Source organism: Hydrocoleum sp. CS-953 (assembly GCF_002260545.1).
Classification (GTDB): Bacteria; Cyanobacteriota; Cyanobacteriia; order Cyanobacteriales; family Microcoleaceae; genus Trichodesmium.
In genome coordinates this window covers 1-2,573 of record NZ_LGSU01000263.1, presented here as the reverse complement: position 1 = coordinate 2,573, position 2,573 = coordinate 1, and the positions used below count along the sequence as shown (strand labels likewise).

2 protein-coding genes and 1 pseudogene are annotated in these 2,573 nt (G+C 37.6%); 1 reads left to right on the top strand and 2 read right to left on the bottom strand.

Annotation, left to right across the window (positions count from 1 at the left end; translation table 11 throughout):
- Positions 1-327: 327 nt before the first annotated feature.
- On the top strand, positions 328-546 hold the full coding sequence (locus AFK68_RS02335; protein ID WP_094671317.1) for a hypothetical protein: 219 nt from the start codon (positions 328-330) through the stop codon (positions 544-546).
- A gap of 271 nt (positions 547-817) precedes the next feature.
- Here the strand turns inward: AFK68_RS02335 and ilvC are convergent.
- Both ilvC and AFK68_RS02325 read right to left on the bottom strand, forming a co-directional pair.
- Positions 818-1,651: pseudogene (ilvC, locus tag AFK68_RS02330) on the bottom strand (ketol-acid reductoisomerase); the annotation flags it as partial.
- Between the two features lie 23 nt (positions 1,652-1,674).
- Entirely contained in the window at positions 1,675-2,109 is a 435-nt protein-coding gene (locus AFK68_RS02325) for an NAD(P)-binding domain-containing protein (protein WP_371357205.1), read from the bottom strand.
- Positions 2,110-2,573 lie beyond the last annotated feature (464 nt).

Sequence of the window (2,573 nt, the reverse complement as noted above, 5' to 3'; positions counted from 1 at the left end):
GTTTAAAGCCTCCCCTTTGAAGGGGAAAAAAAGAAATGATATTTCCCAATCTTCAATTCCGTAACGGTTTTAACCAGAGGTAATTATCAATTATCCATTATCAATTATCAATTATTGAACAAATCTTTCTAGCTCTCCCCATCTCCCCATCTCCCCATCTCCCCACACTGTTGATATAATTACACCCATACTACCGGATTTGATATCATTCCTTGCTCCTCTAGAACCAAAAAATATCTGTGCTACTAATTAATCATAAATTGTGATATTTTTGTCAGTAATGGGAATACTAGAATTAAACAAATACATCTAAATTAATATCAGCTTATGAATAAGAATCTAATATGGTTATTTGTGATTTTGGCTATAGTTTTTGTAACTACTGGAGACAGTCTGGAATTTATGCCTGAACCTCTCCAAAATGCCAGTTTAGAAAGTCGTAAATTTGTGGTTGGGTTATGGCCTAGTTGGTTGAAACCTAAGAATACTAATGAACGTACAGAAGAAGCTTTGGAAAAGTTTGAAAGTCCTGGCGAAACAGAATAGTATTCAACAAAGGAAAGGGAAGAGGAAAATATTAATTTATATCAAACCTGGTAGTTTTAGTATCAATAAAGCATAGAAACCCGGTTTATATTAGATGCCCTATTATACTGACATCTGTCTCAAATTAGGTTTCTGACAATACTCCAAAGCAAGAGGAATTGATATTCTATACTACCAGAAAATCAGGTCTCAAACCTACTACTTCAGTAGTAGCTACTGTTAACTGATAACTGATAACTGAAATGACCTCTTCCCTTTTCCTAAAAAATGTTTAGCGTTTCTTTAACCAACTAAACATGGCGCGTAAGTCTTTACCAACTTCTTCAATAGGTTGTTCTGCTTCTTGGCGACGTATGGCAGTAAATACAGGTTTCCCTGTTTGGTTTTCCATGACAAATTCCCTGGCAAACTGACCAGACTGAATTTCACTTAAGATTTTCCGCATCTCGGCGCGAGTTTCATCGGTGACAATGCGAGGTCCGCGAGTATAGTCCCCAAACTCAGCAGTATTGGAGATACTGTCGCGCATATTTGCTAGACCACCTTCCACAACTAGATCGACTATAAGTTTAACTTCGTGCAGACATTCAAAGTATGCTAGTTCTGGTTGATACCCAGCTTCTACGAGAGTTTGAAACCCAGCTTTAATTAATGCACTGAGACCACCACATAAAACAGCTTGTTCGCCAAATAGGTCGGTTTCAGTTTCTTCCCGGAAAGTAGTTTCTAGGATACCTGCACGAGTCCCACCAATACCTTTAGCATAAGCCATGGCGCGATCGCGAGCTTGACCAGAAGCATCTTGGAAAATGGCAAATAGACAAGGTACTCCTTCTCCTTGTTCGTAGGTACGTCTAACTAAATGTCCAGGGCCTTTTGGTGCTACCATTACTACGTCCACGTTTGATGGAGGCAAAATTTGACCAAAGTGAATATTGAAACCGTGGGCAAAAGCTAGGATTTTTCCTTCTTTGAGATGGGGTTCAATTTCGTTTTTATAGACGGTTTTCTGTACTTCGTCTGGCAATAGAATCATTATTAGGTCTGCTTTTTCCGCAGCTTCATTTACTGGGTAAACATCTAGACCTGCTTCTTTTGCTTTGGTNGCTCAAAAGTAATAGTTGGACTTTATCCAGGTAGTAAGTCTGCTACCAAAGCAAAAGAAGGGCCTTTTGGTGCTACCATTACTACGTCCACGTTTGATGGAGGCAAAATTTGACCAAAGTGAATATTGAAACCGTGGGCAAAAGCTAGGATTTTTCCTTCTTTGAGATGGGGTTCAATTTCGTTTTTATAGACGGTTTTCTGTACTTCGTCTGGCAATAGAATCATTATTAGGTCTGCTTTTTCCGCAGCTTCATTTACTGGGTAAACATCTAGACCTGCTTCTTTTGCTTTGGTAGCAGACTTACTACCTGGATAAAGTCCAACTATTACTTTTGAGCCACTATCTTTGAGATTAAGGGCGTGAGCATGACCTTGAGAACCATAGCCAATGATGGCGATTGTTTTGTCGTTTAAGAGGTCCAGGTTAGCATCGGAGTCATAGTACATTCTGGCCATTATTGTTGTCTCCTGTCAGCAACTATTTATTATTTATGCAAAACTTTTATTATATCAAATGAAGGAAGAAGGAGGAAGGAAGAAGGAAGAAGGAAGAAAAAATCTCAATTGTTTGTTATCTGAGGCTATGAAAACTTATAGTTTCTACCTCATAAAACATGAGAAATTCTGTAATTTTTAGAATACTCAACAGAGTGAATATATCAAATGAAGGAAGAAGAAGGAAGAAGGAGGAAGGAAGAAGGAGGAAGGAAGAAAAAATCTCAATTGTTTGTTATCTGATGCTATGAAAACTTATAGTTTCTACCTCATAAAAAATGAGAAATTATGTAATTTTGAGAATACTCAAGAGAGTGAATCTATCAAATGAAGGAAGAAGGAAGAAGGAAGAAAGAAAAAATCTCAATTGTTTGTTATCTGAGGCTATGAAAACTTATAGTTTCTACCTCATAAAACATGAGAAA

Coding starts and splice junctions, on each gene's coding strand:
- AFK68_RS02335 (WP_094671317.1), top strand. CDS start 328: ATGAATAAGAATCTAATATGGTTATTTGTGATTTTGGCTATAGTTTTT.
- AFK68_RS02325 (WP_371357205.1), bottom strand. CDS start 2,109: ATGGCCAGAATGTACTATGACTCCGATGCTAACCTGGACCTCTTAAAC.